Source organism: Thermus tengchongensis (genome assembly GCF_021462405.1).
GTDB lineage: Bacteria > Deinococcota > Deinococci > Deinococcales > Thermaceae > Thermus > Thermus tengchongensis.
In genome coordinates this window covers 1-14343 of the sequence record NZ_JAKEDU010000021.1, presented here as the reverse complement: position 1 = coordinate 14343, position 14343 = coordinate 1, and the positions used below count along the sequence as shown (strand labels likewise).

Here is a 14343-nt window from a genome sequence, read left to right as displayed (position 1 = left end):
TGGGCTGTAAGGGGCCGCGCCCCTCGGTCCAGGCCTTAAGAAGGGGAAGGAGGTCTTGGGGCAGGGGGAAGCCCCTTAGGGCCTTGGAGAGGAGCCGGTACAGGCTTGGGCTTTGCATCACCTTGGCAAAGGCCTGCATAGCACCTTTTTCCCAGGTGGGGGCGAGGCCCCGTTCCACCGCCCGGTTTCGCCAGGCGAGGAGGAGCTTAGGGATGGGGATCTTCACCGGACAGGCTTCGTAGCAGGCTCCGCAGAGGGTGGAGGCGTAGGGAAGGGGGTAGGTGTCCTCGAGGCCCAGAAGCCCGGGGTCCAAAACCGCCCCGATGGGCCCCGAGTAGACGTAGCCGTAAGGGTGGCCTCCGGTCTGGCGGTAGACGGGGCAGGCGTTGAGGCAGGCCCCACAGCGGAGGCACCGCAACACCTCCCAGGCCTCGGGGTCGTGGAGAAGGGCGGTGCGGCCGTGGTCCACCAGGACCACGTGGACCTCCTGAGGCCCCTCCTCTCCCTCCTTCGCCGGCCCTTGGATGAGGGAGACATAGGTGGAAAGCCGCTGCCCCGTGGCCGCCCGGGCGGTGAGGGGGAGGAAAAGGGCCAGGTCGGCCAACCGGGGGAGCAGCTTTTCGATGCCCACAAAGGCCACGTGCACCCTAGGGAGGCTGGTGGCAAGGCGGATGTTCCCCTCGTTCTCCATGAGGGCCAGGGTGCCGGTTTCCGCCACCAGGAAGTTGGCCCCGCTGATGCCCAAGTCGGCGGTGAGGAAGGCTTCCCGCAAGACCTTCCTGGCCACGGCGGCCAGGACCTCGGGGGAGGCATCCAGGGGGGTGCCGAAGCGCTGGTGGAAAAGCCTTTGGATATCGGAAAGGGCCAGGTGGATGGCCGGGCCTACGATGTGGCTTGGGGGTTCCCCCAGGAGCTGGATCAGGTATTCCCCGAGGTCGGTTTCGTACACCTCCACCCCCAGGGACTCCAGGAGGGGATTGACCCCAAGCTCCTCGGTGAGCATGCTCTTGGCCTTCACCGCCCGCTTCACCCCGTGGCGGGCCACGATCTCCCTCAGGATGCGGTGGGCTTCCTCGGGATCTTCCGCCCAGTGCACCTGGACGCCCTTTTCCTGAAGCCTCTTTTCCGCCAGCTCCAGGTAATGGTCCAGGTGGGTGAGGAGGTGGTCCTTGACCCTCCTGGCCCTTTCCCGCCAGGCCTCGGCGTCGATCTCCTGGTAGGCTCTCTTGCGGTTGGCCTCAAAGTGCAAGGTGGCTCCGGTGACCGCCTCCCGCACCCCAGGTTGTTCCCTTAAGAGCCTGGCGGCTTCCTTGGGATAGAGCTTGGCCTTAACCCGCATACGCCTCCCATAGAAGGGTGGCCAGGGGAACCACCCGCATGTTCCTTCCCTGCTTGCCCATGCGCCCGGTTAGGTGGAGGAGGCACCCGGCGTCCGTGGAGGTGAGGGCATCCGCCTTGGGCAGGGTGGAAATCTTGCGGTCGGCCATGGCCAGGGAGACCTCGGGAAGCTTCACCGAGAAGAGCCCCCCAAAGCCGCAGCACTCCTCGGCCGCCTCCCAGGGGAGGATCTCCGCCCCGCTGTTTTTCAGGAGCAAGAGGGGTTCCTCCTTGACCCCAAGCTCCCTTAAGGCGTGGCAGCCGTGGTGGTAGGCTATGGTTTTCCCCTGAAGTCCCTTCCCCAGCTCGGTCACCCCCAGCACCCGCACCAGGAACTGGGATAGCTCGTAGGTCTTCTCCGAAAGCCTAAGGGCCTCCCCGTCCCCGGGAAGGAGCTCGAGGTAGTGGTTTTTCACCATGCTGGCGCAGCTTCCTGAGGGCAGGACCACATACTCGGCATCCTGGAAGATGCCTAGGGTCCGCTGGGCCAGGTGCCGGGCCTCGTTCCAGTGGCCGGCGTTGAAGGCGGGCTGGCCGCAGCAGGTCTGCTCCTCGGGGAAGTCCACCTCCACCCCTAAAGCCCTCAGGAGGCGTACCGTGGCCACTCCCGCTTCCGCGTAGAACTGGTCGGCCAGGCAGGTGATGAAGAGGGCTACCCGCATTTGCCCCCATACTAACGGTTTGGCCGGGCCAGGGGGATGGATCCTCGGCGGGGTTGGGAAAAGCCGCCTGAACCCGGACAGACACATGTGAGACACCGAGTGGGATAAAAAGATGGGGAACCGACCCTGTAGCGGAGGTTCCCCAGATGCAGCTTACTACGATTGGCCAAACGCTATGGCGAGGGGCTAGCCAAGGGACGAGACTGGCCGAAGCGGGGGCAGGCGACCCGGATGTCCAGGAACGGCTGCGCAAGGTGAAGTTGGCCAAAGCCCTGCGGGCGAGCGGGCGGGGCTGGGATGAGATCCAGGGGCTTTTGGGCATCAGCCGGCCCACCTACTACCGTTGGGAAAGGGCTTTGAGGGAGGAGGGGCTAGCCGGGCTCAAGCCCAAGTCCCGCCGCCCCAAGCGTGCACGGGGAAAGAGGCACTGGAGGCCGGAGCTTCTTCTCCGGGTGGAAGAGCTGAGGAAGGCGAACCCCACCTGGGGGCGATGGCCCATCTGGGTGACGCTCCGGAAGGGGGGTTATGCGGTGAGCGAACGCACGGTGGGCCGTATCCTGGCCTACCTTGAGGGGAGAGGACGGGTGGAGGGCGTGGCCCGCTTTCTGGCTAGGAGGGGGAGAGGGAAGGCCAGGGGGAGAGGTAGGAGACCCTACGCCCGCAGGAAGCCCCGGGGGTACGAGGTCCAGGCTCCTGGGGATCTGGTCCAGGTGGACACCTTGGGGGTGACCCTGGGGCCTGGGGAGGTGGTGCGGCAGTTTTCGGCGGTAGACCTTTGTTGCCGCTATGCCCTGGGGGAGGTGCATGGCCGGGCCACGGCGAGGGTGGCTGGGGCGTTTCTGTCCCGACTGGTGGCCGAGGCGCCATTCCCCATCCGTGCGGTACAGTGTGGATGGGGGTAGCGAGTACATGGCGGAGTTTGAGGAGACTTGCCGACGCTTGGGGATTGCCCTTTTTGTGCTGCCTCCCCGGAGCCCCAAGCTCAACGGGCACGTGGAGCGGCTACAGCGGACCTTTAGGGAGGAGTTTTGCACCCGACCTTTGCCCACGGGGGTTAGGGAGCTCCAGGCGGAGCTCAAGGCCTACCTTGACCACTACAACCGCAGGAGACCCCACAGGGCCCTGGGTGGTCTTGCTCCCTTGGAGTTTCTGGCTAGGATGCAGGAGGGGTCGGTTCCCCAAGGTGTCTCAAATGTAGTGGCCAATTACAGATGTGTCCCATTAAAAGAGCTTACATCCTATATAGTAGGAACAAACACTTGACACCCGACCATACACCCCCTAACCTTGAAACTAGCCAAAAAGGAGGGATGCCTATGCCAAAGGCCAAGGTTATAGGAGAGAAGCTCATCCGGTTAGAAGGAGAAAGGCTCATCACCCGCCGCACTTTGCTAAAGGCAGCTGGGGCTGTGCTTGGGTACTCCTTCTTCGTGGGACCAGTCAAAGCTCAACCCCGGACGGTGACGATGCTTCACCAGAGCCACTTCGTTCCCTCTTTTAATCCTGAGCTGGAACGCCAGGTAGCGGCCTGGGCAGCCCAGCGAGGGGTTGCCGCAAGAGTAGACTTCCTGGCTTCCCGGGACATTCCCGCCCGGCTGGCCGCAGAAGCTGCCGCCCGGTCCGGACACGATATCGTGCAGCTCCGCAACTTCGATGCCGCCTTGTACCGATCCTCTCTGTTGCCCTTAGACGATGTGGCTACCGCCGTGGAACGGGAGCACGGGCCCTGGCTTCCCATTGCCCGCTACGTGGGCTTTGTGGAAGGGCGTTGGTACGGAGTGCCCTGGTACCACTGGAGCCTACCGGCCAACATCAACGTGCGCCATTTCGCTCGCTTGGGCATGAGCCCGGATGCTGTGGCTGGGCTGGACTGGAACACCTTCCTGACCGTTGCCGAAAGGCTCCATCGCCAGGGCACCCCGGTGGGCATCGCCATCAGCCAGACCTTCGATGCCAACGACGGCCTTTATCCCATCCTCTGGGCTTTCGGAGGCCGGACGGTCAACGAAAGGGGCGAGGTGGTTATCGACTCCGACGAGACCGCCGCCGCCATTGAGTACGTGAAGCGCCTCTTCCCTCTCATGCCTCGGGAAGTCTTGGGCTGGGACGATGCCGACAACAACCGCTTCATGCTATCCGGTGTGGGCTCCTGGACCCCCAACCCACCCAGCATCTGGGCCACGGCCAAGCTGCAGAACCTGCCCATCGCAGCCGACATCGACCACCTCCCTCTGCCCCGGGGACCCAGGGGCAGGTTCCGCAGTACCAACCCCCTGAGCTTTGGCATCTGGAACTTTTCCCCTAACGCTGAACTGGCCAAGGACCTCATCCGCCATCTCCTTCAACCGGAGAACGTGGCCCGCCAGGTGGAAGCCTCCATGGGCTACAACCAGCCCTTCCTCCGCCGTTACACCCAGCTTCCTTACTGGCGGCAAGAACGCGCTCTACGCCACTATGAACCCGTCCGGGAAACCCTGGCCATACCCGGCTGGCCCGGTCCCGCAGGCGAGGGGGCCCAGCTGGTTTATGTCGAGTTCATCATCCCCCAGATGTTCGCCCGGGCGGTAACCGGTACCCCCACCGCCGAAGCCATCCGCTGGGCCGAGCGCGAGCTTAGGGCCAGGTACCGCAGCTAGGCCCATGGCGCAACATGTGGAAGCAGTAGGAAAGAGGAGGGCCCCTTGGCTCCAAGGAGACCGGGGCTTGGCCCTCCTCCTTATTCTCCCTCTCATCCTGGTCCTGGGAGGCCTCATCGCCTACCCCTTAGCCTACGCCCTTTACCTGAGCCTCACCAACGAGCGCATCGGGGCAGGTGGAGAGTTCGTAGGCCTGGCCAACTTCCGCGAGCTCCTACAAGACACCACTTTTCAGCAAACCGCCAGAAACGCCTTCGTCTACACAGTCACCGCCGTAGGCCTCAAAACCATCCTGGGCCTCGCCTTGGCCTTGGCCTTGGCGGCCTTGGGGCTGCGCGCAGGCTGGGCCCGCACCCTCATGCTCCTGCCCTGGGTGGTGCCCATCTCCATCACCGCTCTAGCCTGGTGGTGGATGTTCGACCCCCTTTACAGCGTCCTCAACTGGGGACTAAGAAACCTGGGACAGGACCCTGTTCCCTGGCTCAGCGACTCCTTCTGGGCCCGTGTTTCCGTCATCCTAGTTAACGTCTGGCGAGGACTCCCCTTCTTCGCCATCGTCTTCCTCGCCGGCCTCCTCTCCATACCCCGCGAACTCTACGAGGCCGCCGAGGTGGACGGAGCAAGGCCCTGGCAAAGCTTCTGGTATATCACCCTCCCTCTCCTGAAACCCCTCCTGGGCCTGGTGGTCCTCTACTCCACCGTGATGACCGTGGCTGACTTTGAGATCATCTACATCCTCACGCGGGGAGGTCCCATGAACATGACCCACCTCTTTGCCACCTACGCCTTCCAAGTGGGCCTCCAAGGCACCCTCATCGGCAAGGGGGCCGCCATCGCCCTCTTTATCTTCCCGGTCCTAGCCATCGCTGCTTACCTCACCCTGCGTCTCATCCGCAGAGGAGAAGAGTATGCTTAGGTCCCACCGAGCCTCCCAAAACCTTCGGCTCGCCCTCGCCTGGCTCTTCGTCCTCCTCACCCTTCTCTTCCTCCTCTTCCCTTTCTACTGGATGGCCCTCACCGCCTTGAAGAGCAACCGGGAACTCTACGACATCACCGCCATGCCCCTTTGGGTCCGCGACGGCATCACCCTGGAACACTTTACCTCCCTCCTCCAAGGCTCCAACTTTCCCATTTGGCTCAAAAACTCCCTTCTCGTTTCCACCACCGTCACCTTCATCACCCTCTTTGTCAGTGTTCCCGCCGCCTACGCTATCACCCGCCTCACCTTCCCCGGACAAAACGGCTTGGCCTTAGGCGTCTTCCTGGCCTACCTCGTGCCACCTACCCTCCTCTTCATCCCCTTGGCCCGCACCATGGTCTCCTGGGGGCTTTTCGACAGCCTCGGCGCCCTGGTGGCTGCCTACCCTACCTTCACCGTCCCTTTCGCCACCTGGCTCCTCATGGGCTACCTCAAGGGCATCCCCAGGGAACTGGAAGAAGCGGCCATGGTGGACGGCGCCAGCCGCCTCCGGGCCCTCTGGACTGTGGTCCTCCCCGTGGCCAGCCCAGGGCTAGTGACCGTTACCCTCTTCGCCTTCACCCTCTCCTGGGGACACATGATATACGCTATGGCCTTCGTTTCTCGTAGCACGGAAAAAGTTCTTCCTGTAGGACTGGTCACCGAAATGGTACGAGGAGATGTCTTCTTTTGGGGCCCCCTCATGGCTGGAGCTCTTCTAGCCGCCATTCCCGTCCTGCTTCTCTTCGCCTTCCTCACCCGCTACTTCGTGGCCGGACTGACCGCAGGGGCAACCAAGTACTAAGGCGTTATGAATCGCAAAGTCGTGGTTACGGATTCCATTTGGGGGGAGGTCGAAGTGGAGGCTCAGGTCCTAAAAGCGGAAGGATTCCGAGTGGTCCTGGCTCCGAGCCCGGAATCCCTTCCGAGTGTGGCTCAAGATGCTCAAGCCCTTATCGTCCAATACACGCCTATAACCCGCCAGCTCCTTGCGCGCATGCCGCAAGTAAAGGTGATCAGCCGCTACGGGGTGGGCGTGGACAACGTGGACCTAGAGGCCACCCGGGAGTTGGGAATCTGGGTAGCGAACGTGCCAGATTATGGAACAGAGGAGGTGGCCCTGCATGCTTTGGCCCTCATCTTGGCCCTTCTCCGCCGCATCGTCCCCCAAAATCAGTTGGTCCGCCAAGGGTACTGGGACCATAGGGTTGCAGGCCTTGTTCCGAGAGCTTCCCAGCTCACCTTAGGCGTGGTAGGACTGGGCAAGATCGGCCGCAGGGTAGCCTGGAAAGGAAAGGATCTTTTCCAAAGGGTCTTGGCTTACGATCCCTGGGCTTCCCCTTGGCCTGAGGGTGTGGAGCGGGTCCAGGAGTTGGCCCATGTCTTCCAGGAAAGCCAGGTAGTCTCCCTCCACCTCCCCCTTAACCCAGAAAACCAGGGGTTAGTAGGGAGGGAGCTCCTGGCCCTCATGCCTCGAGGTAGCTATCTGGTGAACACCGCAAGGGGCAAGCTGGTACAAGCTGCGGCTCTTCGCTGGGCCCTGGAAGAAGGGATCCTAGAGGGCGTGGCCTTGGATGTCCTACCCGAGGAACCTCCTTCGCGTGAGCTTCTCGCCTTATTCGAGCACCCCAAGGTCCTTCTTACCCCCCACATGGCCTGGTATTCCCAGGCTTCAGAAAGGGAGCTAAGACGCACTGCTGCTCTCAATATCCTTCACTGGGCCCAGACAGGACGCCCCCTTTACCCAGTGACGGAGACACCCCATGGGTAGCATCCTGCTCACAGGAACCAGTGGTTGTATCAGGGCTTGGGCGGTAAGGCACTTTTTGGAGGAAGAACCCGAGCCCATTAGGGTGGATCTGGCGGCGGTGGAAGGGTCAGGCTTTCTGCGAAACCCTGCGAACTCAGAAAAGGAGGGAGCATGAAGCTAACCCGTCATCTTTCGCCCCACGGCCCACGTTGGGCTTGGAGAGGGTTTTGGCTTCCTGAAGATCTTCGCTTGGGCCTTCTGCTCCAGGTACCGGCTTCCCGGCTCGAGGCGCTACTCGAAGACATGGTCACCCAAAAAGCGGCCGCAGGGCCCCTCCTTCCCCCCATAGAGCCCGAGGTTGAGGTTTGGGCCAGCGGGGTCACCTACCAAAGAAGTCGTGAGGCAAGGGTGAGCGAGTCTAAGTCAGGAGACGTGTACGATTACGTATACGCTGCAGATAGGCCAGAACTTTTCTTCAAAGCTATGGGTTTCCGCGTAAGGGGTTCAGGGGAACAGGTAAGGATCCGCCGGGATAGCCGCTGGACTGTGCCCGAACCCGAGGTGGTCTTAGTCCTTAACGCCTTAGGGGAAGCGGTGGGCTATACAGCAGGCAACGACATGTCTGCCCGGGACATCGAGGGGGAAAACCCCCTGTACTTGCCACAGGCCAAGGTGTACGAAGGAGCGTGCGCCATAGGATCTGCCCTTTGCCTAGGCATTCCCGAAAATCTGGAGATCAGAATGTCCATCACGCGCAAGGGGAAGGTGGTGTTCATCGGGGAAACCTCTACTAAGGCCATGCGGCGCTCCTTTGCCGAACTATCGTCCTGGCTCTTCCGAGAACTGGCCTTCCCTAGAGGTGTTTTCCTTATGACTGGAACAGGAATTGTCCCTCCTGATGAGTTCACCTTGGCCTCTGGGGATCACATCCGGATCCAGGTGGGTGAGGTTAGCCTGGAAAACGAGGTGGAGTAGCCGTGAAACCCAAAAGCCTCACGCCTAAACCCACAAGCACGCCGACGCCCCAAGAGAAAGTAAGGGGAACCCTCACTGTGGCCAAGGCCCTGGCCTTGCTGGAAGCGGTAGCTGAGGGGTACAGGGAGGTAGAAACGCTGGCCCGCCAAGTAGGCCTGGCGCGCAGCACTGCCCACCGCCTCCTCTTTGCCTTGGTCAAGGAAGGCTATCTGCGGCACAATCCTCGAAAGGGTTACTCCTTAGGCCCAAAGCTGATTCGCCTGGGCTTCCAAGCCCACAGCCAACTTCATTTGCCCTCCGTAAGCAAGCCTCACCTGGAATGGCTACGCGATCAAACCAGAGAAACCGTCCATCTCGCCGTTTTAGACGGCAGCAAGGTCATCTACATCGAAAAGCTTCCCGGATATCGGGAGCTCCAGTTCGCCTCCCATATCGGGGCCAGACTTCCTGCCCAGTCCACAGCATTGGGAAAAGCCCTTGTGGCCTATTTGCCTGAGGAAGAGTGGCAAAACCACTTCATCCCCGGGCTCAAGCGAACCCCTAACACCATCTCTGACTTTGCCCACTTCCGCCGGGAGCTGGCCTTGAGCCGTTCCAGGGGGTACTCCTTGGACCTCGAGGAAAACGAGCCGGGGGTGAGATGCGTAGCCGCACCCATTTTTGACGGCTCGGGCAAGGTGGTGGCAGCGGTGAGCATTTCCTCAGCCTCAGTTTACCTTCCCGAGGAGCGTATCCCTCTGGTGGGAGAGCTAGTCAAGGAGGCCGCCCAAAGGATCAGCCGGGAACTAGGAGGATGAGGATGCCCACAGTAGTCACCACTGGCGAAACCATGGTTCTCTTGGTTCCTCCTAGACCTGGGCGGTTGCGCCACCAAACCACCCTGGAACTGCGGATTGGTGGGGCCGAATCCAATGTGGCCATCGCTTTAGCCCGTCTAGGTATTTCCGCGGGCTGGGTGGGCTGGGTGGGCGAAGATGAGCTAGGAGAGCTCGTCCTAAGCCGCTTGCGGGCCGAGGGGATAGATCTTTCCTTTGCTCGCAAGGTAGCACAAGGCTTTACTGGGATTTACGTCCGGGAAATGACCCCCACGGGACCCCGGGTCTACTACTACCGCAAGGGTTCTGCTGCTTCCCTTTTGCACCCCGGAGCCTTTGATCCATCTTATCTGGAAGGCGCCTATTTCCTCCACCTCACGGGGATTACCCCCGCACTCTCGTCCTCAGCCCAAGCTTACACCCTGTGGGCCCTGGAAGAAGCCAAAAGATTAGGGGTCCGGACCAGCCTAGATGTGAACTACCGCTCCAAGCTTTGGCCCCCCGAGAGCATGAAGGTCTTTCTTCGGGAAACCATCGCTCTGACCGACGTGGTCTTCGCCTCAGAAGAGGAACTCGCCGTACTTTTCGGCTCAGAGAGGGAAGGACTGAGCCTTCTGGCCCAGTGGGGAGCCAGGGAGATCCTGGTCAAGCGGGGAAGTCGAGGAGCTCTAGCCTGGGTGGCAGGGGAGGTTTGGGAGTCGCCTGCTTTTTTCTGTCAAGAGGTCGATCCCGTAGGGGCTGGGGATGCTTTTGCCGCTGGCTACCTGGCCGCTGCTCTATGGGGCTTACCCCTAGAAGAGCGGTTAAGGATAGCCAACGCCATGGGGGCTTGGGCGGTAAGCGCCTGGGGCGATTACGAGGGTCTTCCCTCCAGAGAGGAGCTTTTCGCTTTCCTGGAAAACCGCAGGGACCTAGGAAGGTGAGGAAATGCTAGGCGGAGGGGCTTTGGTCACGAGAGAGGCAAAGAAATCGGATATGCCATCGGAGAAAGGTGGGGGACCTTGGACGTGTAGCTCAACCTGGCTTGCTGTAATTCCCAGGGAGCAGGTCAGGTCTCCTTGCCTCCCGAGAAAGGAACAGTGATGAGCGTTTACGCGGCCCTGCTGACCCCTTTCCGTCCCGACGGGGCGATAGACTTGAAAGCTCAGGTGGACCACGCCCGTTGGTTAGCAGAAAAGGGAATATCGGGGCTGGTGGTCTTTGGCACCACGGGCGAAGGGCCCTCTCTTGAGCTACGGGAAAAGCTCGCGGCGCTAGAACATCTTTTCAGTGAGAATCCAGGCTTAAGGATTGTCCCTACCCTTATGGAGGGAAACCTTCCAAGTACTTTGGAAGGCATCCGTGCCATCAATGATCTACCCGCAGAAAAAGTCCTGATCCTGCCTCCTTATTACTACAAACCCCTGGCCCCGCAGGGTTTGCAGGCCTTCTTCCAAAAGGTGCTGGAAGCCAGCCGCCATCCTGTGGTGCTCTACCACATACCCAAGTACGCGGTGCCCGTACCCCCAGAGCTTGCTGGGCTCAAAGGAGTTTGGGGAGTTAAGGACTCAGGGGGAGAGAAGGGCTATGCCGATACGGTCCTCGCTTTGGGCCGGGGAGTCTGGGTGGGAACCGAAGAGAATCTCTGGGAAAAAATGCGCAATGCCCAAGGAGTAGTCTCTGCCTTGGCCAACTTGGTTCCCGAGGCCCTTATCTTGCTTTGGAGGTTCAAAGAGACCGGCCAAGAAGAGAAAGGGAAGGAACTCGACCGCTTGCTTGGCAAAATACGCTCCCAGATAAAGGCTGCAGGTTCCCTAGCAACCCTCAAGCGCCTCGCCGAAATCCGGCATGGCATCCCGCTAGGAGGCGTCCGCCCTCCCTTGGTGGCCCAGGAACCCCCCCCTTTGGGGGTGCTGTCCCTTCTCAAGGAGGTCATACCGTGATCCAGGGCAAGAACTTCATCGGAGGCAGATGGAAGGAAACCCCTAAGACGTACCAGAGAGAAAACCCTGCACGTTTGGAGGAAGTGGTGGGCCTTTATCCCCTCTCTGGGGAGGCAGAAGCAACGGAAGCTCTTGTGGCAGCTAGGGAAGCCTTCCCCTCCTGGAAAAGGACTCCCTTGCTCGAGCGAGCCCATATCCTTAAGGAAGCAGCCAAAAGACTAGCAACCAGGGGGGACAAAGTGGCCCGAGACATCGCCAGGGAAGCGGGAAAACCTCTCCTCGAGGCCCGGACCGAGGTCAGGAGGGCCATGGATATTCTGGAGTATTACGCCGCTTATGCCTATACCCCCTTTGGTTATCGAGTGGCCTCAGCCCGACCTCGAACCGAGTTGCGAACCCAACGGGTACCTTTAGGAGTCGTGGCCCTGATCACTCCTTGGAACTTTCCCATAGCCATCCCCACTTGGAAGTTAGCCCCTGCCCTTATTCTGGGGAACACAGTCGTGTTGAAACCAGCCTCCCTAGCCCCCGTAGGAGCCCTCCACTTGGTGCAAGCCTTGGAAGAAGCGGGTTTACCTGAGGGGGTGGTCAACCTGGTTATCGGCCCGGGGACACCGTTTGGCAGAGCCCTAGAGAAAGCTGAGGATCTCCGAGCGGTTTCCTTCACGGGGTCTGTCGAGGTGGGGCTGCGCCTAAAGGCTAGGTTGGCCAGCCTTGCCACACGGGTGCAGCTAGAGCTCGGTGGAAAAAACGCCTACGTGGTCTGGAAGGATGCAGATCTGGTCCTAGCTGCCCGTCAAATCGCCCAAGGAGCCTTCTTCTACGCTGGGCAGAAATGTACCGCTACTAGCAGAATCCTAGTGCACCGAGAGATCTACGAGGCTTTCAAGGAAACCCTTTTGCAAGAGGTAGGCCAGCTCAAGGTGGGAGATCCCCTGGAAGAGGATACCCAGGTGGGCCCTCTCATCGACTCCACCGCCTGGGAGGGAACCGCCCGCTGGGTGGAGAGGGGCCTCCGGGATGGTGGACGGCTACTCATCGGGGGAGAAGGCGCTCGAGAAAAAGGCTACTTTTTCGACCCCACTATCCTGGAAGGCTTGGACTTGAAAGCGCTCCTAGCCCAGGAGGAAGTCTTCGGTCCAGTGGCTACCGTACACCCCGTGACCTCTCTGGAGCAAGCCCTTGAAGCGGTGAACGCCACCCGCTACGGTCTCTCTGCCTCTATCGCCACCCGCGACCTTGGGATAGCTAAGCGCTTCCTGGAAGAGGCAGAAGTCGGGTTAGCTCACGTGAACCAACCCACGGCGGGGGTGGAATACCAAGCCCCTTTCGGAGGCAGCGAGGGCTCTGGGTACGGCCCCAAAGAACAAGGGTGGGCAGCCCTAGAATTCTACGGAGACTGGAAAACCCTGGTGATTACACCCCCGGAGGTGAGAGATGGCCATTAAGGATGTGCAGACTGCGGTGGTCGAAGCCAACTACGACTGGACTTTCATCAAGGTTATCGCCGAGGAGGGCACGGGTTATGGAGAGTGCTTCTTTGCCCCAGGGCTTACCGCCCTGATCCGGGAACTCAAACCCCTCCTTCTGGGAAAGGATCCACGAGACATCCACCGGCTTCTCCGCATTCTCCGCACCGCCGGGTTCCAAGCTGGACCCCAAGGAGGAGCTCTTCAGCACGCTCTGGCAGGGCTTGAAACTGCCCTTTGGGACCTACTAGGCAAAGTCCTTAGAGTCCCACTCTACCAACTCTGGGGTGGAGCCTACCGAACTCGAATCCGCCTTTATGCAGACTGCCACGCCGAAGCAGGTTTACACTCGCTCTCCAGTACTCACCTCCCCCGTGTTCCCTGGTGGCAGAGCTCCAGCGGGACCACAAAAGTCCACCTCGAAGTGGATCCCAAGCACCACGGAGGACTCAAAGAGGAGGCAAAACGAGTAGATCCCCGTGCCTATGGGGAGAGGGCTAAGCAGGTGGTCAGCCAAGGATACACCGCCCTTAAGTTCGATCTGGACATCCCGACCCCTTATGAAACAGACCCCTTCAATCGCAACTTAGAGCCAGAAGAAATCGAACTCCTCGCGAACATCGTTGAGGCCATCCGCCAGTCTGTAGGCCCTCAGGTGGCTTTGGCTTTCGACTGCCACTGGAACTTTAGCGCAGGGTCGGCCCTGAAGCTGGCCCAGGCCCTTGCCCCTTATCGCCCCCTTTGGTTGGAAGACCCAGTGCCTCCGGAAGCTGATGAGGCCTTGGCCCTTGTGCTGCGGCAAAGCCCCGTCACCATAGCTACGGGGGAGAACCACTACCACCCCCACCAGTTCCTGCGCCTTTTGGAAAAGGGATTGACGGTGGTGACTCCCGACCTACAGAAAGTTGGCTTGAACCAAGGTCGGCGGATCGCGGAGCTGGCTGACCTCTATACCGCTATGTTCGCTCCCCATAACATCGCAAGCCCTTTGGGTACCTTAGCCTCCGCCCATTTGGCAGCCACGGTACCCAATTTTCTCCTTTTGGAACACCACGGCCTCGAGGTGCCCTTCTTTACGGAGTTAGTCTCGGGACGGGAATCTCCCTTAATCCAAGAAGGCCACCTGATTCTGGAGCCCCAACCTGGGCTTGGAGTAAGTCTCAACGAAGAGGTAGCCTACCGCTACCGGAAGAAAGACGAGCCCTTCTTCGCCTAGGGAGCAGGAAATGGTACTGATCGCCGCAATACCGAATTGCCTGGCCGTCGAGCCACCAAAAAGAGTAGAGGCAAACCTGCCTTCCCTTTTGCCTAGGGTAGAGATCCTGGTAGTTTTCCTGTCCTTCACCCCAAAACCCGGTGGTTTCCTCAGCGGGGCCCTCATGCAGCATCTACCCCGAAGGGCCCACTCGGTTAACGCCCTCCAGGAAGCAGGGGACACCCATGCCCCACCTCAAGCCCCCAAGCAGAGCAAGCCGGGAGCTGTGACAGTTGTGACCGATCCCGAATCCCTAACTGCAGATCACACTCTGTGGGAATACATCGGCATTCTCCTGGATCCTCCCCCAAAGGATCGGAGCATGGCTACGGGAGGCCAGCCCGGTTGACAGCCTATACTGAGAAAACCCGTTAGCGTCACTAGGGGGTAAACATGGCTACAGCAAGGTCGGAGCGTACGCGGAAGGGCCTAGGCGGAGCAAAGGCGGCCGGGGGTTTGTCCGTGGGGTAGGCTGTGCGCGTGGCCCTCTTCATCACCTGCCTGGCCGACCAGTTCTACGCGGA

General features: G+C 60.6%; 12 protein-coding genes and 1 pseudogene. 11 read left to right on the top strand and 2 right to left on the bottom strand.

Annotated elements, in window-relative coordinates; genetic code table 11:
- Both L1087_RS12840 and L1087_RS12835 read right to left on the bottom strand, forming a co-directional pair.
- Positions 1–1339: LutB/LldF family L-lactate oxidation iron-sulfur protein (locus L1087_RS12840; protein ID WP_234559273.1), on the bottom strand; the 1339-nt coding region annotated here is incomplete at its 3' end.
- On the bottom strand, positions 1329–2039 hold the full coding sequence (locus L1087_RS12835) for a (Fe-S)-binding protein (RefSeq protein ID WP_038041499.1): 711 nt from the start codon (positions 2037–2039) through the stop codon (positions 1329–1331). The genes L1087_RS12835 and L1087_RS12840, both read right to left, overlap by 11 nt.
- Positions 2040–2185: 146 nt before the next feature.
- On the opposite strand from L1087_RS12835, the pseudogene L1087_RS12830 reads away from it, so the two are divergent.
- The 11 genes and pseudogenes from L1087_RS12830 to L1087_RS12780 all read left to right on the top strand — a co-directional run bounded on the left by L1087_RS12830 (position 2186) and on the right by L1087_RS12780 (position 13780).
- Positions 2186–3302, top strand: a pseudogene (locus L1087_RS12830) (integrase core domain-containing protein).
- Between the two features lie 203 nt (positions 3303–3505).
- The gene (locus tag L1087_RS12825; RefSeq protein ID WP_234559274.1) at positions 3506–4675 is read left to right on the top strand and encodes an ABC transporter substrate-binding protein; all 1170 of its coding nucleotides are present in this window, start codon (positions 3506–3508) and stop codon (positions 4673–4675) included.
- A 67-nt stretch (positions 4676–4742) separates the two neighbouring features.
- Positions 4743–5591 (top strand): carbohydrate ABC transporter permease, encoded by an 849-nt coding sequence (locus tag L1087_RS12820; protein WP_234559272.1) that lies wholly within the window; start codon positions 4743–4745, stop codon positions 5589–5591.
- Positions 5584–6438 carry a carbohydrate ABC transporter permease gene (locus L1087_RS12815; protein WP_234559270.1) on the top strand — a complete coding sequence of 285 codons (855 nt, stop codon included), beginning with the start codon at positions 5584–5586 and terminating at the stop codon, positions 6436–6438. Before L1087_RS12820 ends, L1087_RS12815 begins: the two co-directional genes overlap by 8 nt.
- A gap of 6 nt (positions 6439–6444) precedes the next feature.
- On the top strand, positions 6445–7404 hold the full coding sequence (locus tag L1087_RS12810) for a C-terminal binding protein (protein ID WP_234559268.1): 960 nt from the start codon (positions 6445–6447) through the stop codon (positions 7402–7404).
- 150 nt (positions 7405–7554) lie between these two features.
- On the top strand, positions 7555–8358 hold the full coding sequence (locus L1087_RS12805; protein ID WP_234559267.1) for a fumarylacetoacetate hydrolase family protein: 804 nt from the start codon (positions 7555–7557) through the stop codon (positions 8356–8358).
- Between the two features lie 77 nt (positions 8359–8435).
- The gene (locus L1087_RS12800) at positions 8436–9155 is read left to right on the top strand and encodes an IclR family transcriptional regulator (RefSeq protein WP_234559266.1); all 720 of its coding nucleotides are present in this window, start codon (positions 8436–8438) and stop codon (positions 9153–9155) included.
- 2 nt (positions 9156–9157) lie between these two features.
- Positions 9158–10096 carry a sugar kinase gene (locus tag L1087_RS12795; RefSeq protein ID WP_234559265.1) on the top strand — a complete coding sequence of 313 codons (939 nt, stop codon included), beginning with the start codon at positions 9158–9160 and terminating at the stop codon, positions 10094–10096.
- Between the two features lie 159 nt (positions 10097–10255).
- Positions 10256–11095: a dihydrodipicolinate synthase family protein gene (locus tag L1087_RS12790; protein ID WP_234559264.1), complete on the top strand. Its 840-nt coding sequence runs from the start codon at positions 10256–10258 to the stop codon at positions 11093–11095.
- The gene (locus L1087_RS12785) at positions 11092–12543 is read left to right on the top strand and encodes an aldehyde dehydrogenase family protein (protein ID WP_234559263.1); all 1452 of its coding nucleotides are present in this window, start codon (positions 11092–11094) and stop codon (positions 12541–12543) included. The genes L1087_RS12790 and L1087_RS12785 overlap by 4 nt, the downstream gene beginning before the upstream one ends.
- Positions 12533–13780 carry a mandelate racemase/muconate lactonizing enzyme family protein gene (locus tag L1087_RS12780; protein WP_234559262.1) on the top strand — a complete coding sequence of 416 codons (1248 nt, stop codon included), beginning with the start codon at positions 12533–12535 and terminating at the stop codon, positions 13778–13780. The genes L1087_RS12785 and L1087_RS12780 overlap by 11 nt, the downstream gene beginning before the upstream one ends.
- The last annotated feature ends 563 nt before the right edge of the window (positions 13781–14343 follow it).

Coding starts and splice junctions, on each gene's coding strand:
- L1087_RS12835 (WP_038041499.1), bottom strand. CDS start 2,039: ATGCGGGTAGCCCTCTTCATCACCTGCCTGGCCGACCAGTTCTACGCG.
- L1087_RS12825 (WP_234559274.1), top strand. CDS start 3,506: ATGCTTCACCAGAGCCACTTCGTTCCCTCTTTTAATCCTGAGCTGGAA.
- L1087_RS12815 (WP_234559270.1), top strand. CDS start 5,584: ATGCTTAGGTCCCACCGAGCCTCCCAAAACCTTCGGCTCGCCCTCGCC.
- L1087_RS12810 (WP_234559268.1), top strand. CDS start 6,445: ATGAATCGCAAAGTCGTGGTTACGGATTCCATTTGGGGGGAGGTCGAA.
- L1087_RS12805 (WP_234559267.1), top strand. CDS start 7,555: ATGAAGCTAACCCGTCATCTTTCGCCCCACGGCCCACGTTGGGCTTGG.
- L1087_RS12795 (WP_234559265.1), top strand. CDS start 9,158: ATGCCCACAGTAGTCACCACTGGCGAAACCATGGTTCTCTTGGTTCCT.
- L1087_RS12790 (WP_234559264.1), top strand. CDS start 10,256: ATGAGCGTTTACGCGGCCCTGCTGACCCCTTTCCGTCCCGACGGGGCG.
- L1087_RS12780 (WP_234559262.1), top strand. CDS start 12,533: ATGGCCATTAAGGATGTGCAGACTGCGGTGGTCGAAGCCAACTACGAC.